16 protein-coding genes and 1 riboswitch are annotated in these 18,419 nt (G+C 56.4%); all 16 genes read left to right on the forward strand.

Going from position 1 to position 18,419, the window contains the following annotated elements:
* Nucleotides 1–185 precede the first annotated feature (185 nt).
* The 16 genes from RIN56_19595 (at nucleotide 186) to RIN56_19670 (ending at nucleotide 18,368) form a co-directional block, all read left to right on the forward strand.
* Nucleotides 186–1,214: a TAXI family TRAP transporter solute-binding subunit gene (locus tag RIN56_19595; protein MDR7869000.1), complete on the forward strand. Its 1,029-nt coding sequence runs from the start codon at nucleotides 186–188 to the stop codon at nucleotides 1,212–1,214.
* Between the two features lie 76 nt (nucleotides 1,215–1,290).
* A complete protein-coding gene (locus RIN56_19600) occupies nucleotides 1,291–3,189 on the forward strand; it encodes a TRAP transporter permease (GenBank protein ID MDR7869001.1) in 1,899 nt (632 codons plus the stop codon).
* 33 nt (nucleotides 3,190–3,222) lie between these two features.
* Nucleotides 3,223–4,221: a hydroxyacid dehydrogenase gene (locus RIN56_19605; protein MDR7869002.1), complete on the forward strand. Its 999-nt coding sequence runs from the start codon at nucleotides 3,223–3,225 to the stop codon at nucleotides 4,219–4,221.
* 15 nt (nucleotides 4,222–4,236) lie between these two features.
* Nucleotides 4,237–5,292, forward strand: coding sequence for an Ldh family oxidoreductase (locus tag RIN56_19610; protein MDR7869003.1), 1,056 nt, complete (start codon nucleotides 4,237–4,239; stop codon nucleotides 5,290–5,292).
* A gap of 218 nt (nucleotides 5,293–5,510) precedes the next feature.
* Nucleotides 5,511–6,944: a CoA-binding protein gene (locus RIN56_19615; GenBank protein ID MDR7869004.1), complete on the forward strand. Its 1,434-nt coding sequence runs from the start codon at nucleotides 5,511–5,513 to the stop codon at nucleotides 6,942–6,944.
* 27 nt (nucleotides 6,945–6,971) lie between these two features.
* Nucleotides 6,972–7,670 (forward strand): acetate--CoA ligase family protein, encoded by a 699-nt coding sequence (locus tag RIN56_19620; protein MDR7869005.1) that lies wholly within the window; start codon nucleotides 6,972–6,974, stop codon nucleotides 7,668–7,670.
* Between the two features lie 35 nt (nucleotides 7,671–7,705).
* Nucleotides 7,706–8,593, forward strand: coding sequence for a 2-oxoacid:acceptor oxidoreductase family protein (locus RIN56_19625; GenBank protein MDR7869006.1), 888 nt, complete (start codon nucleotides 7,706–7,708; stop codon nucleotides 8,591–8,593).
* Complete coding sequence (locus RIN56_19630; protein MDR7869007.1) at nucleotides 8,593–9,768, forward strand: hypothetical protein; 1,176 nt, start codon at nucleotides 8,593–8,595, stop codon at nucleotides 9,766–9,768. Before RIN56_19625 ends, RIN56_19630 begins: the two co-directional genes overlap by 1 nt.
* Before the next feature lie 13 nt (nucleotides 9,769–9,781).
* A complete protein-coding gene (locus RIN56_19635; protein ID MDR7869008.1) occupies nucleotides 9,782–11,038 on the forward strand; it encodes an FAD/NAD(P)-binding oxidoreductase in 1,257 nt (418 codons plus the stop codon).
* Between the two features lie 20 nt (nucleotides 11,039–11,058).
* Nucleotides 11,059–12,336 (forward strand): thiamine pyrophosphate-dependent enzyme, encoded by a 1,278-nt coding sequence (locus RIN56_19640; GenBank protein ID MDR7869009.1) that lies wholly within the window; start codon nucleotides 11,059–11,061, stop codon nucleotides 12,334–12,336.
* A 189-nt stretch (nucleotides 12,337–12,525) separates the two neighbouring features.
* Entirely contained in the window at nucleotides 12,526–13,203 is a 678-nt protein-coding gene (locus RIN56_19645; protein ID MDR7869010.1) for a GntR family transcriptional regulator, read from the forward strand.
* A 296-nt stretch (nucleotides 13,204–13,499) separates the two neighbouring features.
* Nucleotides 13,500–14,192 (forward strand): response regulator transcription factor, encoded by a 693-nt coding sequence (locus RIN56_19650; GenBank protein ID MDR7869011.1) that lies wholly within the window; start codon nucleotides 13,500–13,502, stop codon nucleotides 14,190–14,192.
* Between the two features lie 127 nt (nucleotides 14,193–14,319).
* Nucleotides 14,320–14,410, forward strand: a riboswitch (cyclic di-GMP riboswitch).
* A gap of 98 nt (nucleotides 14,411–14,508) precedes the next feature.
* Complete coding sequence (locus RIN56_19655; GenBank protein MDR7869012.1) at nucleotides 14,509–15,567, forward strand: ABC transporter substrate binding protein; 1,059 nt, start codon at nucleotides 14,509–14,511, stop codon at nucleotides 15,565–15,567.
* Nucleotide 15,568: 1 nt separating this feature from the next.
* Nucleotides 15,569–17,173, forward strand: coding sequence for an ATP-binding protein (locus tag RIN56_19660; GenBank protein ID MDR7869013.1), 1,605 nt, complete (start codon nucleotides 15,569–15,571; stop codon nucleotides 17,171–17,173).
* Between the two features lie 353 nt (nucleotides 17,174–17,526).
* The gene (locus tag RIN56_19665) at nucleotides 17,527–17,730 is read left to right on the forward strand and encodes a hypothetical protein (GenBank protein ID MDR7869014.1); all 204 of its coding nucleotides are present in this window, start codon (nucleotides 17,527–17,529) and stop codon (nucleotides 17,728–17,730) included.
* A gap of 44 nt (nucleotides 17,731–17,774) precedes the next feature.
* Nucleotides 17,775–18,368: a sigma-70 family RNA polymerase sigma factor gene (locus RIN56_19670; protein MDR7869015.1), complete on the forward strand. Its 594-nt coding sequence runs from the start codon at nucleotides 17,775–17,777 to the stop codon at nucleotides 18,366–18,368.
* The last annotated feature ends 51 nt before the right edge of the window (nucleotides 18,369–18,419 follow it).

Here is an 18,419-nt window from a genome sequence, read left to right on the forward strand (position 1 = left end):
CGACCGGAAACAATCGACGGACTTGTGAAGATCATGGTGGGAAGGATAGCTGACGCGCTAGGAATCGATAACCAGCTTTTCCTAAGATGGTCAGGCGAATAAAAAGTGTGTAAGAGAGGTGATTGGCGAAAGAGGGACATAAAAAATTTCTTAATAATGCCAATTAAAATAAAGGGGGAAAAGAAGTGAACAAGCGTGTTCTGGTTATTATGGTCGTTATCCTGGGTCTCGTCATCGCCGGTTGCGGTTCGTCCCAGCAGGGCGGTACGCCGGCAGTTAATAAACCGATCGATCTGAAGTTCGCGTCTTTCAGTGTTGGTGGCAGCTGGTACATCTACGCAGTCAACATGGCCGAAATCATCAAACCTGCGTTGCCCGCCGGTTCCAAAATCGACGTTCTTCCCTATCAGGGCGGCGTAGGTAACCCCATTCTCGTATCCAAAGGCTCGGCCGACCTCGGCCTTTCCTTCAGCACTGCTTCCAACTGGGCCTATAAAGGCATCGTGGACTATGAAGGAAAACCGAAGATGGACAACCTCCGGGCGCTTGTCGGTGGCCTGAATAAACCCCACCGCATCGGCATCATGGTGCGCACTGAACTTGGCATCAAGAGCATTCAGGAAGTTAAAGACAAAAAAATGAAGATCCGTCTCATCACCGTACAGCGCGGTGGCGCCGGTGAGGCCCTTGCCCGCCAAGTTCTCGAAGCCTACGGCCTGAGTTACGAAAGTGTCAAAGAAATGGGTGGCTCGGTCAGCCACATTGACCTACCGGTCGCCATACAGCAAATGCAGGACGGCCAGGCTGACATCTTCATCCATAACGTTGGCTTCAAGCAGCCCGACATCATGGAAATGGCTTTGCGTGACGGTATCCGCTTCCTAGCCCTTGAACCGGACAAGGCCAAATTCCTCGTCGACAAATACGGTCATCAGGCAAATCTGAAGTTCGAAAAAGGCGAGTTCACCGGCATCGCCAACGACGTACCTGCCATCGGCTACCCGACCGGCATCATCGCCACCAATAAAATGTCCAACGAAGTTGCCTATCTGATCACAAAATCGATTTGTGAGAATAAGGCAAAACTGGCCTCGGTTCACGCTAGTCTGGTCGACTTTGATCCTCCCACCGCTTGGACACCCGAGAAGAACGGTTTTGTTCCCCTCCATCCCGGCGCTGAAAAGTATTACAAAGAAAAAGGCTGGATGAAGTAGCCGCTGTCCTGTGATTCCGGGGCGCTGCGAGGTGCCCCGGAAATTGCAGGAGAGAAAACAATAGGAGGAAATAGTCTTGGAAGAAACCAGAGAAGAAATCCTCACAGGGTGGAGAGTGTGGGCCGAGCGAGGCCTGGCCGTGGCTGTCCTCGTTTTCCAGCTGATGGCGATGTCCTTTGCAATGGTTCCGGTCATGGTCCATCGGCTGATATTCCTGTCTCTTTGCATGCTGCTGGTTTGCCTCAAGCCGGCCAAGTCCACATGGGAGAAATTCACCAACTGGACCATGGGTGTTATCATGGTCGTGCAGATTGGCTACGTTTTACTCAGTACCGAACGCATCACCACCAGGATTCCCTTCATCGATGATCCTACCACAATGGACTTAATCCTAGGCGTGGCCCTAATCGCCATTATCATGGAAGTAACCCGCCGGGTTGCCGGGCTGAGCCTCGCCATCATTGTCGCCGTCTTCATGGCGTACGGCTTCTTGGGGCCGTGGATACCCGGCCCCCTCGGCCACCGCGGGGCTGACGTCGCCAACTTCATCGACAATCAGGTCCTTTCACCCGGCGGCATCTTCGGTCAGCCTATCGGGGCCGTTATCGCCTACGTCTTCTATTTTGTCCTCTTTACCGCTTTCCTTGAAGTGAGCGGTGGCGGCAAGCTGTTCATTGACTTTGCACTCCGGATCGCCGGCTGGGCCAGAGGCGGTCCGGCAAAAGCCGCGGTCATCGCCAGCGGCGCCATGGGCACTATCAGCGGCAGCGCTGTGGCCAACGTCGTTGGCGTCGGCGCCTTCACGATCCCCCTCATGAAAAGAACGGGATTCGCGCCCCATGTTGCCGGCGGCATCGAAGCCGCAGCTTCCACTGGCGGCCAGCTTATGCCTCCGGTAATGGGTGCCGCCGCGTTCGTTATGGCCGAGATTACTGGCATATCTTACTTCCAGATAGCGTTGGCGGCGGCCATTCCTGCCGTCCTCTACTATCTAAGCATCTTCTTCCAGGTAGATTTCTATGCCCAGAAGACCGGCCTCAAGGGGATACCCAAAGCCGACCTGCCAAACCTTAAGGAATCGGTTATAAAATACGGTCACCTTATGATTCCGCTCGGCGCACTGGTCGTCTTCATGGGTATCGGCAACTCCCTTATGGCCGCTGGCCTCAAGGCGACCGTAATGCTCATCGTCCTCAGTTTCTTGCGCAAAGAGACGCGGATGTTGCCCATGAAATGTCTTGACGGTCTCGTTTCGGCAATCAGAACCCTTCCCTCCGTCGCCGTCCCTTGCGCCGCCGCCGGCATTATCATCGGCGTAGTCATCAGTACCAACCTTGGCCTGCAATTCAGCTCTTTTTTCCTTGCCATGGCTGCAGGCAACCAGCTCTTAACCCTTATTGCCATTATGGGCGTGTGTATTATCCTCGGCATGGGCATGCCGACTATATCAGCTTACATCATCGTCGTACTCCTGATGGTGCCGACTGTCATTCAGATGGGCATACCCGTTCTGGCAGCCCACATGTTCGTATTCTACTTCGCCCTGCTGTCCTTCGTCACCCCGCCGGTAGCCCTGGCGGCCTACACCGCCTCGGGGATCGCTCAGGCCGACGCGGCCAAGACCGGCTGGCTGGCTTTCCAGTTCACCCTCGGTGGTTTCATTATCCCCTTCATTATCGCCAACGACCAGGCGCTCCTGATGCAGGGTCCCGCGTACTGGATAATCTGGCGGACCATCATCTCCGTTCTGGGCATCTACGTCCTCGGCGGAGCTGCCATGGGCTGGTATTTTACCAACGCCACCGCTATCGAGAGAGTCCTCGGCGTCCTGGCGGCGATTCTGCTCGTAATTCCCTTGGCCATTACCGACTACGCCGGCCTGGCCTTGTGCATCATCGTCCTCGTGTACCAGTATCGCAAGGCCCGCAAACTGAAAAACGAGACTGCCGCTGCCGAAGCGCCCACGGAGACTTAACTTCCCGATCGGGGAAAAGGAGATGAACTGCTCATGGCAAAAGTGCTACTCGCCGAACCTATCCATGCGTCGGGGATCAAGATTCTGCAAGATGCCGGCCTGGAGGTCGTGGTGTCGCCCTCGACAGACACCGATACCCTGGTGAAATTGGTCAGGGACGACGTATTTGGCATCATTATCCGCACCAGCCTCCTCGCCGGCGAGGTGCTGGAAGCCGGCAAAGACCTCAAAATAATTGGTCGCCACGGGATTGGGGTCAACAATATCGACCTGACCGTGGCCGACAAATGCAGCATCCTCGTCGCCAACGTTCCTGACGCCAATTCCTACTCTGTTGTCGAGTACGTACTGACCGCCATCATGATGGTATCGAGGAAGTTCCTCGAGGGTGACAAGGCACTCAGGGCAGGCAAGCTTGTCCAGCCAGGCGCCTCTCTTCCCGGCCTAGTGAAAAAATTCGGCCTCGGTGGCAGTGAACTTCCCGGCCGGTGCGTCGGCGTCGTCGGCCTCGGCAAAATCGGTGCGCAGGTCGCCGAAATAGCCGCCGCTTTCCTGCGCATGGAAGTGTTGGCGTACGATCCATACAAAAAAGAGGCCCCCCCGGGGGTTAAACTGGTAAGCGACGTCCACGAGATCTACCGTCAGGCCGACTTCGTCACCCTCCACACTCCGGCGACCAAGGAGACGGAAAATATGATCGATGCGGCCGTTCTCGCTGAGATGAAGCCGACCGCTTATCTCATCAATGCCGGCCGCGGCGAGCTTGTCGATGAGCTCGCCCTGGCGAATGCCCTCAAAGCCGGGGAGATAGCGGGTGCCGTGCTCGACGTCTTCTGGCAGGAGCCTCCCAGTCTTGCCAATCCGCTCTTCGGCGCCCCTAACGTTCTGTTGACGCCCCACATTGCCGGCGCCACTGACGACGCGGTCGAAAGACTGGCAATCGGCTCCGCCCGAGCAGTCGCCGATTTTTACCTTGGCAGGAAGCCGGCCAACATCATCAACCCCCAGGTATGGGAGCGGCTGGCGAAGTAAAGGAGAGTGAAGGTAATGAAAGTCAGCACAGACAAAGACATAGTCACAATTGCCCCGCAGGACCTTAAAAATCTCGTGACAAGCCTGCTTGAAAAAGTCGGCGTCCCTCGCGAAGAAGGCGCCATGGTCGCCGAAGTCATGGTCAGCGCCGACCTCAAAGGCGTCGAATCCCACGGCGTCCGCTGGCTCGACATCTATCTCAAACGCATCCAGGCCGGCAGCGTCAAACCGGTAACGAGTCTGAAAGTAGTCAAGGAGAAGGCCGCCTTACTGCTGGTCGATGCCCAGGGCGGCCTTGGTCAAGTGGCGTTCACCAGAGCGATCGAAATGGCAATCGCCAAGGCCAAGACAGCCGGCGTATGCGCAGTAGGCGTGCGCAATACAAACCACTGCGGCGCTCTCGGTTTTTACACCGAACTGGCTACCAAGGCAAACATGGCGGCCATAGCCATGACTAACAGCACTCCGCTCATGGCCCCGTGGGGTGGCGTCACGCTCAGTATAGGCACCAACCCCATCTCCTTTGGAGTGCCCACCCAAGGCGAGCCGGTTATTCTTGACATGGCCACTAGCGCCAGTGCCCGTGGCAAAGTGTTTCTCGCCGCGCAGAAGGGGTACCAGCTTCCTGACGGTGTTGCCCTTAACAAAGACGGCGAACCGACGACCGACCCCAAAGAGGCCCTAGAAGGCATCCTCCTTCCCGTAGGTGGCCCTAAGGGATACGGCTTGTCGCTCATTATCGATATCATGGCCGGCATAATGACCGGGTCCAATTTCGGCCAGGGAATAACATCCCTGTACGGAGATCTGGCCAAAGCCCAGGATATCGGCCATTTTGCCGTCCTCGTCAACATTGAGGACTTCATGGACATTGACGACTTTTTTGCCGGCATGCAGCGCAGCAGGACCGAACTGAAAAGCGCCAAACTGGCGAAAGGCTTTACGGAAATCTTTCTGCCGGGCGAGATCGAAGCCAACACCCTAAGGCAAAGGGTGGAAAAAGGCGCTCAGTTGCCGTTGGCCACATGGAGCGTATTGGAGGGATGGGCGCAGAAATTCGGTATCCAGTAATGACAAAGTTTACCGCGTAAACGCCGGCAGGACCAAGTCGCAGAGTAAATGAACGGCTTGTCTAAGCCCTGCCGGCTGCGGAGCAAGTAAAAGGCAAAAAAATAAGGCCCCTCCGGCTTCACTCGCTATAACTATGACCAAGATACGTGAAAAATTTCCCAATGTGCGCCGCGGGTAAAACGTTTGCCCGCGGAAACTTAAAGGAGGACGCGGCAGAGATGGCGGAACCGTTCACAGCCCCCATCGACAACTTTTTCAAGCCTCGGGGCGTCGCCGTGGTCGGCGCTTCGGCGACGCCGGGCAGCCCCAACAACCAGATAGTTCAGTTCGCCAAGCAGATGAGCCTGACCGGTAACGTATTCCCCGTCAACCCTCGTTCGGAAGAGATAGCCGGTCTGACGTGCTACCCTGACCTCATGTCTATTCCGGCTCCGGTAGATCTCATTGTCATTGCCGTCGGCGCGCAGCACAGCCTGGGCGTAGCCCGGCAGATCGCTCAACGGCGCGGCGAAAAGGGCGACGCCGGCGCGGTCGCAGTAGTTACAGCTGGCTTCAAGGAGATGGCTACCGCCGAAGGTGAGCAATTGCAAAGCGAGCTGATCGCAACTATCAAAGCGAGCGGCGCCCGCCTCATCGGTCCGAACTGCCAAGGCGTTGCCGACACCTATAACGGCATCAATACTACCTTTAGCGTACCGCCCAACACTCCGCAGGGTGGGGTCAGCATCGTAAGTCAGAGCGCGGCTTTTGCCACATCTTTTCTGCGCTGGGCCAGGGATCAGAGGCTTGTCGGCGTCAACAAATTCGTCTCCCTCGGCAACATGGCCGACCTGGACTTCCGCGATATGCTCGCCTATATGGGCGACGACGAGAAGACAAAGGTAATCGCCATGTACATGGAGGGCATCGGCGACGCGCGCGGACTGATTGATATCGCCGCCAGCGTGACGCGGCGGAAGCCGATCGTTGTCATCAAAGGGGGCAAAACCTCGCTGGGCACGAACGTCGCCCAAAGCCATACGGCTTCAATTGCCGGCAATAACGACATCTACGACGGCGCATTCCGTCAGGCCGGCGTGATCAGGGCGCAGAGCGTCGCTGAATTCTACCATACAGCAAGGGTATTTGACAAAATGCCCCTCCCTAAGGGCAACCGTATTGCTATCCTCACAGTTGTAGGCGGACCAAGCACAATCTGTGTCGACGAGCTGGTGTCAACCGGCGAAGTTTCGCTGGCCCATTTCAGCGAGGAACTGAAACTGGAAGCAGCCAAGTATCTTGTCGCCAGCGCCAACATCGGCAGCCCGGACGGCTACATCGACATGACTGCCTCGGTCAATCCCAAAATGCACACCGACGTTCTCAAACTGCTGATGAACGACGATGGCATCGACGGAATCATCTTTATGACGACTCCCCCGGGATTTATCAAAGACGACGAATTGGCCGCCGCCATCGTCGAAGGCTACAACTCGGTGCCGGACGAAAAGAAAAAGCCGCTTCTGTCGGTAATGCTGGCCGGCAACGCAGTCGCACGCTGCCGGACATTGCTTGAGGAACAGGGGCTGCCGACGTTCGAATTTCCCGATGACGCCGCCCGGGTCATGGTCAACATGGTCAGATACAGCGAGTATCGGCGGCGAAACGACTAAACATTAGAACGGATTAGGGGGGGCAGTATGGACTGTCGGAAGATAATCACCAGCAGTATCGCCGCCGGGGATGCAGTCGTCCCGGAACTCGAGGCGCAACAGATCTGCCGGGCGTACAACATATCCTGTCCGGCCACGGTGCTGGCGACTGGCAAGGCGGAATGCATCGCGGCTGCGCAAAGCATGGGCTACCCTGTTGTCATCAAAATCTTTTCCCGCCAGATAGTTCACAAGTCGGATGTCGGCGGCGTCATCACCGGAATCGCCTCCGCCGGTGAACTCGATCAGGCCTACGACCGTATGATGGCTAACATCGCGAAAAATTCCCCCGGCGCCGAGATCGGGGGGGTCATAGTACAAAAACAGATGCCCAAAGGTGTGGAGGTAGTCGTAGGGGGCCTGCGCAACGACCAGTTCGGCCCGGTTGTCATGTTCGGCATGGGCGGGATATATGTAGAAGTCTTCAAGGACGTGTCCTTCCGCTTAGCGCCGCTGGATAAAGACGAAGCCTTGCGACAGGTGCGGGAGACCAGGGTTTTTAAACTGTTGCAAGGTGTACGGGGCGAACAACCCTGCGACATCGACGCTCTCTGCGACGTGATAGTAAATACTGGGCGGCTGCTGGCCGAATATCCCGAAATCGCCGAGCTGGATTTCAACCCCGTGTTCTGTTACCCCGACGGCTGCACCGTCGTAGATGCGCGCCTTGTTCTGAAGTCGACATGACACGTTATATCGCCATAGAGATGGAGGTTTGTTGAATGGGTGAAATAAGGTTACACGGACGCGGCGGACAAGGTACGGTAATCGCCGCCGAAATGCTTGCCAACGCGTTTGTGCTCGGGGGGAAATACGCCTCCGTATTCCCGTCATTCGGCGTTGAGAGGCGGGGCTCGGCGGTTATGGCTTTCGCCCGGTACGGCGAGACGCCGATCCGGGAACATACCCGCGTCTACCGCCCTGACATCCTGCTGATGCTCGACCAGTCGCTGACAGAGAACCCCACCTATTACGAGGGTTTCAGGCATGGCGGCATCATCATCGCCAACACCAAGCACGAAGAGAACATCGCCGGCCTTAGCCTCAATCAGAAAGTCCTGGCGACCGTCGATGCGACGAGAATCGCCGTTGAAGAAACCGGGTCGGCGGTGACCAATACCTGTATGCTGGGGGCTTTTGCCCGCGGCACAGGTCTGGTCCGTCTCGACGACCTCAAGAAGGCAATGGCCTTGTATTTCAAGGGCGAAGTTCTTGCCAAAAACCTGCGCGTTCTTGAGCGTGGCTACGAAGAGTTGAAGGTCACCACCTTCACACCGCAGCTGGCGGCCCCTGCGGCCCAATTAGCGGCCGCGGTGGAGCTGACGATCGCCCCCCCCAAAGACACCAATCCCTTTCCCGCAGCCTGGTCGGACGTTGACAAAAAAATGATAACCGTCCAGACAGGCGAATGGCGCTTCCGCCGCCCGGAACTTCACAAAGCATCCTGCCGCTTGTGCGGCTGGTGCAGCGTCTATTGTCCGGCCGGCTGCATGCAGCTCGGCGAAGACGGCTACTACCATCCCGATCTTGCGTACTGCAAAGGCTGCGGCGTGTGTGTCAACGAGTGTCCGGCGCAGGCGCTCAAGATGACGGCAGAGGAGGTTATCTAATGATTAAGGTTCTTACCGGCAATAAGGCGGCCGCCAACGGCGTGCGGCTTGCCCGACCGGATGTCGTCGCGATGTATCCGATAACCCCCCAGACCCCTCTGGCGGAAGAACTGGCCCACTTCCACGCCGAAGGCCAGATGGACTGCGAGATGGTCGAAGTCGAAGGCGAACACACCGCAATGAGCACCATAATGGGCGCCTGTGTCGCCGGCGGCCGCGTATTCACCGCCACCTCCTCGTGGGGGTTGGCCTATATGAACGAAGCTTTGATGTACTGCGCCGGGCTGCGCGTTCCGGCCGTCATGGTCGACGTAACCCGCGAGACCCCGTCCATGCGCGGCGTCGGCGGCGGACGCCAGGATATCATGAGCATCCGCGACAGCGGCTGGATCCAGATCGAGCCCGAAACATGCCAGGAAATCCTCGATTCCGTCCTAATGGCCTACCGCCTGGCGGAAGATCCGGATATACTCCTGCCGGTGGTCGTAGCCTACGACGGGTTCTACCTCTCTCACCTGTCCGAACGCGTCGATATCCCCGACCAGGCTGATGTCGACCGCTTCCTTGCCCCGGTCAAAAACAGCCCCCGGCCAAACCTGGTATCGGGCCGCAACCTCCACTTCAGCCCCAGCATCGACGGCCAGCCGTTCGCCGAGTTCCGATATAAAACTCTCCAAGCGATGGAGCGCGTAAAAACCAAGATCGAACAGATCGAAGGCGAATTTGCCGCGATCTTCGGTCGCAGCTATGGCGGCATGGTAGACACATATCGTGCCGAGGACGCCGAAATCGTGATTCTTACCGCCGGCAGCTGCGCCGGTACGGCAAGGGTCGTAATCGACCAGGCGCGCGAGGACGGGCTCAAGGTCGGCCTGGCCAGAATCAGGATGTTCCGCCCCTTCCCGCGGGAGAAGCTGTGCCAAGTCCTCGACGGCAAGAAGATGGTTGCCGTCATCGACCGCAGCATCTGTCTGGGCTGGAATTGCGGCCACCTATTCATGGAAACAAAAGCCGTCCTGTCGGACATGGCGAAACCGCCGCGGATGCTCGACTTCATCGACGGGCTGGCCAATACAGACATTACATCCGACCACATAGAAAAAGCCCTTGCCGTCGCCGCTGCTGCCCTGAAAGGCAAGGAGACGGCGGAAACCAACTGGCTGATTTGGGATTAACAAGGAGGACGCTATGGACAGAATCAAACACCTGATAATCGGCGCCGGGCCCGCCGCCCTCGCCGCTGCCAAGGCGATCCGCAGCGCTGATCAATCCGCGGAGATAAAGCTTGTTACCAGGGAGGCAACACTCCCTTACTCGCCGGCGATGCTGCCTTACCTGATCAGTAAAGAGCTCAGCGACAAGGAGCTCTTCCTCAAAGGGCAGGAAACGCTTGCGGCCATGGATGTTGAGCTTGTTCGCGGCAAAGAGGTCGTCGCCCTTCGGCCTGACAAGAAAGAAATTGTATACGCCGGCGGCGATTGCGAAGCATACGACAAACTACTCATTGCCACTGGGGCAGCCCCTCAGCTTCCGCCTATCGATAACCTTCCTGCCGACCAGGTATACACCTTCAGAACCTACGGCGACTTTGAAAAACTACAGAAAACCCTCGGTCAAAAACAGGAAATTGCCATCTACGGCGCCGGCCTTGTGGCGGTGGAAGCGGCCGAAAAGCTTTGTCACGCCGGGCATGCCGTCACCATCATCGCCAGAAGCTCTCTCCTGCGCAAGTACTTTGATCCGAAAAGCGTCGCTGTCCTCGAGAAGACATTTGCCAAGCATGGCTGTAAGGTACTCGTCAAAACCACGCTGATTGCGGTCAACAAAGCGGCAGGCAAACTCGAACTAAAGCTTAGTGACGGCCGTGCGCTGTCCGTCGACCGGCTGATTGTCGCCACCGGCGTCGCCGCCAATATTGTGGCCGAGGGACTCATTCCGGTCGCTGCCGGCGGACTTAAGGTCGGCCGCCATATGGAGACAAGCCTGCCCGATGTATATGCCGCAGGTGACGTCGCCGCTGCTCCTTCCTTCGATGATTCCGAGAACGCCCCCTGCCCGATCCTCCCCGAAGCGGTGCAGCAGGGCCAGGTAGCCGGTGCCAACATGGCGGGCGAAACGGTGGAATACAAGGGCTGGATTGCCGGCAACTACCTCCGTTGTTTCGACGAGCACCTTTTCAGTCTCGGCACTACCGATGCACCGGTCGGCCCAGGCTACGAAACTTTCGAGAAGGCGGACAATGCCGGCTTCCTCAAGCTGGTGGTCAAAGACGGTGTACTCGTTGGGGCCGAGGGGCTCAACCAGAAGCAGGTCCATCCGGGCGTCTTCCTCTATCTCATTAGGGAGCGGGTCCCGGTCGGCCAATACCGCGACCTCCTGCTTGCCAAACCACGGGAAACCGCGTGCTGGCTGATGCTTAAGCACCGTGGCAATCGAGCGATTTGACCGCAAAAGGAGGAATGGCCATGTTAAACAACACCCTTGTAGTCCGTAACACTAATTGCCCGCCTTCATGCGCACTGTGCATCGAAGCGTGCGGACAAAGAGCCGGGACAGTCTACGGACCAGTTATCGAAAAGATCGATCTTCCGGAAGTAGACTATCACCGCATTCTGACCTGCAACCAGTGCAGTCAGGCCGACTGCCTGGCCGTCTGCCCCACCGGCGCCCTCAGCCGGTCAGCCGCCGGGACGGTGGTGCTCGACGATAGCCGCTGCGTCGGCTGCAGTATCTGCAATTTGGTCTGCCCCTACGGCGGAATCTACCATAAAAACGGCGAAGCCAAATCGCAAAAATGCGATCATTGCGGCGACGAGCCCAAGTGCAGCCAGGCTTGTCCCAACAACATCCTCGACTACAAAAAAGCCAGCGTTGTCACAGAGCTAATGCAAGAGGATGCCCTGTCCCCCGGCCTGCCCTACTGCGCGGGATGCGCGATGGAACTCCTCGACAGACAGACGCTGCGCATCGTCGGCAAAGACATCGTCCTCTTCGGCGCCCCGAGCTGCAATGTGCTTAGCTCCAAGGTCAAAGTTCCCTACTACGGGACCTTGATGACCAATGTCGCATCGAGCGCCACCGGCGTCTCCAGGTATTTCCGCAAAATCAAAAAAGATACCATTTGCCTGGCCATCATTGGTGACGGAGCGACAGCCGACCTCGGCTTCGGGCAGGTATCGGCCGCCGCCGAGCGGGGCGAGAGGATTCTCTATATCTGCTACGACAACGAAGCCTACATGAACACCGGCATCCAGCGCAGCAGCACCACGCCCTTCGGCAGTTGGACGAACACCACTCAGGTCGGATCGCGCGGCCGGGGCCGCCAGGGCACGCCCAAGAATGTGCCGCTCCTGATGGCCTTCCACAACATCGAATATGTCGCTACCGCCACCCTTGCCTACCCGGAGGACTACGCCCGCAAGCTCCTCAAAGCCAAAGAGGCGGTCAAGCGCGGCATGGCCTACATCCACGTACTCACCCCCTGTCCCACCGGTTGGAAATTCGAAACCGAACACGCCGTCGAAGTTACCAAGGCCGCGGTCGAAACGAACTACTTCCCATTGTGGGAGGCCGAAAACGGTGTGATCAGGTTCACCCACGAGGTAAAAAATCCTGCGCCCATCCAAGAATTCACCGGGCTGATGAAGCGGTTCGCCCACCTGTCGACCGAGGAGATCGCCCAGCTACAGGAGTATGTAGACCAGTCCTATGCCCAGATAAAACGGGTAGTGTCCTGCGGCTAACCCCCCTCCCCGGCCGCCGGAGTCACAAGAGGAACGTCTGACGGTCGGAAGACCGGCAACGTTCCTCTTTCTTCCCAAGCTATAAAGCGCTTCCAGGAGTACCATTTACGAGAAATTGCAGAACCGTATTGAGATTATATATTATTTCGTATATAATATTGTGGTAATCCGCATGAGGCATGGTGAAAGATGACGACGAAAACTATCAAGAAACAGGAAGCGTATCAGTATATAAAGACCAATATTCTTAACGGCTCCTTTGGGCCGGGGTATCGGATAATAATCGACCGTGTCGCCAAAGAACTCAATCTGAGCATTATCCCCGTGCGGGAAGCAATCCAGCAACTCGAAGCGGACGGACTGATCGAGATCATACCCTATAGCGGGGCAATTGTAAAACAGGTAAACGAAGCGGATTATCTTGAAGCCGCTTTTGTCATGCTCGTGCTGGAAGCGGCCGCCACCGCCCTTGCGTCCCAGCGGCTTACCGCCAAGGATATTCGCGAACTCGAAGATCTCAACGCTAGGATGAAGGAATCACTCATCAGTCTCGACCTCGAGAAAGTGGGCGCGATGAACGTCGCCTTTCATTCCGCTATCCACGAGAAATGCGGCAATTCGTACCTTATCGACAAACTCAAACAAGTCTGGCAGCGGGTATCGCAGGTACGGCACGCCAGCATTGCTTTTGCGCCCCAGCGGGCCAAAGCCTCTACCGAAGAACACGACCGACTCATCCAGCTGCTCAAGGAAAAGGCTTCGGCGGCGGTTATAGAGGAATGCGTGCGCCAACACAATCAGAACACCATCGACGCCGTCCACAAACTTAGCCTAAAAGTCGGCGGGCAGATATTCCATTCGATGTAGCATTGGCTCCAGGCATTGCATTATAATACACTCCGGTGCAAGTTTAATCGGGAAGAATATAGTGTGGGGATTTCATTTTGAATTATGTGAGATTAAATGCCCCAAAGCGACTCGATATGTATAAAAACATTTATGTTCCCTTTCAAAAATGACCGGCCTGTTATTACCAGGCCGGTCATTTTTCCGAAAGAGAGTCGCCGGAGAAGAGCGCATGCCCAGGAAGGAGAAGGAAAACCGCTTCTTGAAGTTAAGGAGGTAATAATAAGAGTGTTCGCAACGCGACCGGAGGGATGGAGATGACAGGGACAATACTTGTTGTCGACGATGAGGCTAATATCCGCCAGCTTGTGAGGTATAACCTGGAAAAGGAGGGCTTCACCTGCAGCGAGGCCGCGGATGGACAGGCCTGCCTCGAGAGCGTCCGCAGGGAGCGCCCGGACCTAATTATCCTGGACATCATGCTACCGGAAAAGGACGGCCTTGAGGTTTGCCGACAGCTCAAGGCCCAGGCGGCAACCGCGGCGATCCCGATAATTATGCTGACTGCAAAGGCGGAAGAAATCGACACCATCCTCGGGCTGGAGATGGGAGCCGACGATTATATGACCAAACCCTTCAGCCCGCGCGAACTTACCGCGAGGGTCAAAGCCGTGCTCCGCCGCTCGCAGAAGGAGCCGCAGCAGGCTGACGAACTTGCGGCAGGCAGGGTCAGGCTGAATCTGCTCCGCCACGAGGCGTTCCTCGGCGAAGAGCGACTTGAGCTTACCCCGAAGGAGTACGAACTGCTGAAACTTTTCCTTGCCAACATTGGACGGGCTTTTTCCCGCGATCAGTTGCTGGAGACGGTGTGGGGGTACGAATACGCCGGAGATTCCAGGACGGTGGACGTGCATATTCGTCACCTGCGGCTAAAGCTGGCCGGCGAGCCGGCAGTGGCACAGGCGATCGAGACAGTCCGGGGCGTGGGGTACAGGCTCGGCAAGATTTAACGCCTGGAACCCTCGCTCCGTTCCCCCGCCTGCATGGAGGAAATAGGACGATAGTAAGGGGAAAATGGGACATAAGTCCCGATAAAATTTGACTATAATCTACAGACAATGTAAAATGAAACCACAACAAAACATTTGGCAAACCTACCGAAAGATAGGGACGCAAAGCCATGGGTCTAAAGTCGCCGCCCGGCGGCTACGATTGCCAGGTTGCCGTTTCGCCGACACCGATGGTCAGGGTTTGCTCTGGCTTGTTTTTTTTGCGGCTTTGTCGGAGTATGTTTTGGAGGCGGCTGATTTGCGTAAATATAGGCTATTGTTAACTGCGATAATGGCCGTTCTCGCCGGAACGGTCATCCTGTCCGGCTGCGCCGCGCCGCAGGGCGGCGAGGCGCAGGGGCAGGCTCGGTCGGCTTCCCAGCCCGCGGGGACGCAAAAGAAGTTCAAGGTTCTCCACGTCATGAGCTATCACTCGCCGTGGGAGTGGACGGATATGCAGTTTGAGGGGTTCAAGGACGCGCTCAAGGGACTCGACGTCGAATACCGGGTCTACCAGATGGACGCCAAAAACAGGAGTTCCGCCGAGCGGCTGGAGAATAGCGGCCGGGAAGCGGCGGCGCTGATCGCCGATTGGCGACCTGACCTTGTATACACCAGCGACGACGAAGCCCAGCAGTATGTGACCGGGCCCCACACCGGAGGCGCCATTCCTTTCGTCTTCAGCGGGGTCAACAAGACGCCGCAGGAGTATGGCCTTTCCCGCGGCCAGAACGTTACCGGCGTCCTCGAAATCGAACATTTCGTGGAAAGTGCCGCCCTGTTTCACAGAATCGTGCCGGGAGCGACGAAGGTGGCCGTAGTCTTCGACGACGCGCCCATATGGGAAGCGGTGGCGAAGAGGATGAAAGCCAGAGCAGGCGAAATACCGGGAATTGATTTTGTTGCCTGGGACACAATCGGCACGTTCGCCGAGTATCAGGCGAAAATGAAAGAGTACGAGGAACAGGTGGACGGTGTCTGCCTGGTAGGCATTTTCAATTTCAAGGATGAGCGCGGCAGTAATGTCCATTACCGCGACGTGCTGAAGTGGACGGCCGAGAACAGCCGCCTGCCGGATTTCAGCTTTTGGATAGACAGGGCAAGCTTCGGCACGCTGTGCGTGGTTTCGGTATCGGGCTACGAGCAGGGACTGGCGGCGGGCCGGATCGCCCGGGAGATTCTGGCGGACGACAAGAAGCCCGCCGCCTTTCCCATGCAGCCTACCTCCAGGGGCCAGGCGGCGATCAGCCTGGCGAGAGTGAAGGACCTCGGCCTGAGAATCGACAGTAAGACGCTGCTGAGTTCCAAAGTCTTCAGCGCGTACGGGTGGCAGTGATATGGCCAGGACACTGAAGGCGAAGATCATGATCATCCTGCTGGCTGGTTTTCTGCTGGCGCTTGTCATCAACGTATTCTTCACGAGCCGAATTTTCCGCGCCGAGTATACTGACGCTGTCGAGGGCGAATTGTTCGCAGTCGGCCAGGGGCTCAAAGTGCAGGTGGAGCGGCTGTTGGGCTATGGCTTGCCGTTCGGCGATCTTGTCGGCTTCGACGAACTGTGCGACGAGGTTGTAAAGAAATATCCGGATATCACCTATGCGGCAGTTGTAGATACCAACGGCACGGTGCTTTTCCACAGCAATAATACTGCCAGACACCGCCGGATGGACGATCCGGCGCTTCATCGCGCTGTTGAGCATTCCAAGGAAAGTGTGGTAAGGTATACGGCCGACGGCAGGGAAATGTTCGGCTTTGTCATTCCGGTCATAGAACCATCCGGACGTCATGTCGGCGCTGTCGTTCTTGGCTATCCGGAGGCAAGCATCACCGGTAAGGTCGCCGCCCTCACCGGCCAGAATGTGGCGGTGTCTTTCCTGCAGTTCGGCGTCGCCCTTGTGCTGATTGCTCTTTTCTTATCCCTGTGGGTGACAAGGCCGCTGGTGAGGCTGCAGCGCGCCACCGAGCACATTGTCGCCCAAGGCACGGACTATTTCCAGCCGGTCGACATCAGCTCGCGGGACGAAATCGGCCGGCTGGCGGTCTCATTTAACGAGATGGCCGCCGATTTGCAGAAAACCACCGTCTCGAAGGCCAGACTGGAAGAGGCGCTCAGGCAGCTCCAGTTGGTACAGGCCCAGCTCATCCAGCAGGAAAAATTGGCCGGTATAGGCCAGCTGGCCGCCGGCGTTGCCCATGAAATCAACAACCCGATGGCGTTCATTATCAGCAATCTTGAGATCCTGCGCCAATACACCGACAAGCTCGAACAATTTATAGCTCTCCAGGCAGTCGCTCTAAACGACCTTGTGAACGACGGCGGGGAGAAGGCGGCGGCGGAGGTGATAGCCTCGGTAGGAAATGTGAGGCGGTCGCTGAAAATCGATCATGTCCTTGGCGATACAAGGGATCTTATCGATGAAACCCTCGACGGGGCCGCCAGGGTGAAAAACATCGTTCATGATCTGCAAGGTTTTGCCCGGTCGGACCAAGTGAGAAAAATGGCGAATATCAACAATGGTATCGAAGCCACCGTCAACGTTATCGGCAGCGAGCTCAAAAACGTAGCTGCCGTCACAAAGGACCTAGGAGAGCTTCCCCTGACCAGCTGCAATCCCGGGCAGCTCAACCAGGTGTTTATGAACCTGCTGATCAACGCGGCGCAGGCTATCGAGTCTTTTGGGGAGATACATATTAAAACCTGGGCCACCGACGATAAGATTTTTATTTCCGTTGCCGACAGCGGCAGGGGCATTTCGGCGGCGAACATCAACAGAATCTTTGAGCCGTTCTTTACCACCAAGGAGGTCGGCAAAGGGAGCGGATTGGGTCTTAGCGTCAGCTACGACATAATTCGCAACCACGGCGGCGAGATCGGAGTCGAAAGCGAGGAAGGCAAGGGAACGACCTTTACTGTCGTTCTACCTATAGTTCGTAGCTCGTGAGAAGTGCGGATAGTGAGCGGATGTACTGAAAAAACCGTCGAACAAGGCACGGAGGCCAGGGGTTACTGCGAAACAGTGATCCCTGGCTGTTTTGTCGGGATATTTTTGATTGCATGGGACGAACGCCCCTATCTCTTGTGTTTGTCAGTCCCTAAAAATAGGACTTTAGTACTATATATAGCAATGAAGACAGGACTTTTGCATCATAAAAAAATGCTGATTAAAATTTATAATATAAGAAGATATATTTCGACAAAGCATGACAAATAAGTAATGTTTCCAGCCCTAAGGAGGGCGAAGTACTTTCCGCATGAAGCGCGAGGGTAGAGAAGCGATTATCTGAGGAGGAGACTATGGCGAGCCAGGATAAAATTCGTTCGGACATCAGAGCAGTTTTACCCGGTGCTGAAGAGGTTCTTGTCGAGAGTCTAGTCGCGAAAGTGGAAGAGGAACTTAATGACATCTGGCGATTGCGGAAAGTTGGCAAACGCCGCCTGAGGGTCGCCATCGAAAGAGTGATTAACCAGGAGGAACTGGCGGCGCTGGGGCTGAGATAACGTAAGCTTATCAATTGGACGGCGACTTATGGCCATATAGGGAGGTGCTTGTCATTACTTCGGTATCCGACACGCAATTTGCTGATCTTGTTGCCGAATATAAAGGCCTGATCCGTGCTATAGCCAAGAAGTATTACTTCCCCGGAAGCGATCGCGAAGATGTTATCCAAGAAGGAATGATGGGGCTTTATAAAGCAGCCCTCGCCTATAAGCCGGAAGGCAAGACGTCATTCAAAAGATTTGCCGCGCTGGTTATTGATCGTCATCTGATTACCGCGCTCAAGACGGCGCGGCGTGGCAAGGCGCTTATTCTTACCGGCGCGGAAAGGCTTGAAAATCGCGTGCAGGAGGACAAGTACACCCATATCAAGGAAGTCGGCGAAATTATCGCCGGCGCAGCGTCCGATCCTTTGACAACGATAATCGCCGAAGAAGAGGCGGCGACCTTTTTGCGCAGGCTGAAAAAATCGCTATCCCCTCTGGAGATGGAAGTCTTGAAGTGTCGCCTCGCCGGCTTCTCCCTTCAGGAAACAGCGGAAACGTTGTCGCGGTCGCCCAAGGCGGTCGACAACGCCCTTTCGCGCATCAAGAACAAGTTTCGGATCGAGACTGAAACGCTAAAAAGGGCGATCGGTTAATAACGGTCAGCCATCTATTTATTAACGCGACCGAAGGCCTCTGCAAAGAGG

The sequence above is a fragment of the Sporomusaceae bacterium genome (assembly GCA_031460455.1).
In the GTDB taxonomy this organism is placed as follows: Bacteria; Bacillota; Negativicutes; order Sporomusales; family UBA7701; genus Anaeroselena.